At 36.3% G+C, this 2242-nt stretch carries 3 protein-coding genes; all 3 read right to left on the bottom strand.

The window, feature by feature from the left end:
- The coding region (locus tag AC1DRF_RS23995; protein ID WP_477741873.1) for an ABC transporter substrate-binding protein at positions 1 to 502 on the bottom strand (502 nt) is incomplete at its 3' end.
- 244 nt (positions 503 to 746) lie between these two features.
- Positions 747 to 1160, bottom strand: coding sequence for a DUF4395 domain-containing protein (locus tag AC1DRF_RS23990; protein ID WP_097825123.1), 414 nt, complete (start codon positions 1158 to 1160; stop codon positions 747 to 749).
- 312 nt (positions 1161 to 1472) lie between these two features.
- Positions 1473 to 2242: YitT family protein (locus tag AC1DRF_RS23985; protein ID WP_477741872.1), on the bottom strand; the 770-nt coding region annotated here is incomplete at its 5' end.

The raw sequence follows: 2242 nt of genomic DNA, 5'->3' as shown, positions 1-2242 counted from the left end.
CTACATCAATAATTGCTGTGTTTGGATGAACAAGTTCAGAAGGCAGCGTGGCAAGCGGCTCTGTTGTTGTAATGGTTAAGATTTGGCCACTGGCTTTCATTTCTTTAATTTTAAGTGCACTTTTCATTGCTTCGCTTTCTTTTATCGTTCTTTCTAACGAATGTTTCACGGCTTCAGCATTTAGATCCTTGCCATTTTGAAACGTAATCCCGTCTCTAATCTCAAATACCCAGGTCGTCCCATCATCTTCTGTTTTCCACTTTTTTGAAAGCCACGGTTCAATCTGTAATTGCTCATTAACTTTTACTAACGTTTCGGCAATACCGGCTCGTACAGTTGTATAATTTAACTGTGGATCGAGCGTGTCACTTGGAAAATTCGATACAAAAGTAAGTGATTTCTTTTTACACTTTTCTTCGGTACTCGCAGAGTTACTCGAACATGCCGCTAGCAGACCTATCACAGCAAGCGTTAAGCATAGCAAACTTATCCTTTTTCTCATATAAACCCCTCCTTTATTCAAAACTATCTTTCTTTTATGTACGTTCTCTAACTATAACTCCCCCCTTTAAATCGTAACGATTATTATTATCATAAAAAGTTTAATTTGTTTACCTTACTTTGTCAACAAAGGTTTTTAAAGKATATGGGTGCTCTAACACTTGTTTTCACCCGTTATGATGATTAAATTTATTGATAGCGCATACAAATGAGCATAAAAAAACAAAGCCTTCTCGAGGCTTTGTTTATGCAGCGTGTTTTTTTCTTTTATATTTCCACATCATATATCGATAACGAATCGTGCAGCCTATACAATATCCCATCAGCGCTACACCGGCAGCAAGAATCACCATTGCACTAAATACATAGCCGACAAGCGTATAACCAAGTAAAAAGGAAATGAAAGCAATTCCGATACATACAGTTGCAATCCATTGGTTAAAAAGCTGCTGATCCCGGTCTTCCATTTGATAAGAAGAAGCAGGCTTTTTGAGAAGCGTTTTCCCTGCCATAATTACGGGATTACGCTTTGTTGCAAGTGTGACTACTCCAATGAGAAAAGGCAAAAGTAAAAGCCACTTTGCCGCAAGTAAAGCGATCAAAACCGTTATAACGATAAAGAATTGATTAAGCTGAACTAATGGTTTGGGAATGCTCATGGAACTCCTCCTTCTCAAAACCCATTATACAAATTGGTTTACTAATTTAAAAGAAAAAGCACTCCAAATGAGCGATAAGACTCATGCAAAAAAGTTACATAATTTCACTAACGTACTTTAAGATCAGTATCGTAAATAAAATCAAGACAACGTATCGTAAAGAACGAATTCGACGTTGAAGAAGACGTTTTACATGCCTTTTATTACGCATATGGGTTCTTCCTTTCGTATATTGAATTGTCTCTAGACACACTTATATCATACTTTTTTGGAAAGTACCAACGTCAGAAAAAATTGCCAAGAACCACAGCTTTATGCGCTTAAAAAGCCTTTTCCAATTACATCTCGTACATCGTGCACAATCACAAATGCTTCATCATCAATTTTTTTAATCAGCTTTTTAAGTTTAATAAGCTCTTGTTTATTAATGACCACATACAAGATTTCTTTTGATTCTTTTGTATAGTTCCCTCGACCGTTTAGAATCGTTACTCCGCGATCAAGCTGCTCATTGATTTGATCCGCTACTTCATTTTTGTTGCTTGAAATAACGGTAACGGCCTTTTTGGCATCAAATCCTTCAATAACGAAGTCAATTACTTTTGTTGTAATATAAAGCATGACGATCGTAAATAGTAGCTTTTCGATTCCAATAATAAAATAAGAAGCCAATACCACTAGTAAATCAACTATTAAAAGTGCATGACTGACTTTCCAGTTTAAAAACTTATTTAGAATTCGAGCAATAATGGCTGAACCTGCTGTTGTTCCACCAACTCGTAAAATCATCCCAATTCCAACGCCTAGCAGTACACCGGCAAAAACCATGCCAATGAGTTCTTCATGAAGATGAAGACCCCAGCCTTCAGTTACGTGAAGAAAAATAGATGTAGCGATAATCGTAATCATCGTATAGACGATGGTTTTTTTCTCTAAAAATTTATACCCTACGATAAGCAAGATACCGTTTAAAATAAAGTTAGTGATGCCCGTTGAAAGATGCGTTGTATAATATAAAATAATTGATATACCCGTAACGCCGCCTTCACCTAATCCTATTGGAATGACAAACATGTTAACTG

This window comes from Priestia sp. P5_B4 (assembly GCF_056400385.1).
Note: the sequence above shows the minus strand (reverse complement) of the source record. Positions and strands in the feature narration are given on the sequence as shown.

Coding starts and splice junctions, on each gene's coding strand:
- AC1DRF_RS23990 (WP_097825123.1), bottom strand. CDS start 1,160: ATGAGCATTCCCAAACCATTAGTTCAGCTTAATCAATTCTTTATCGTT.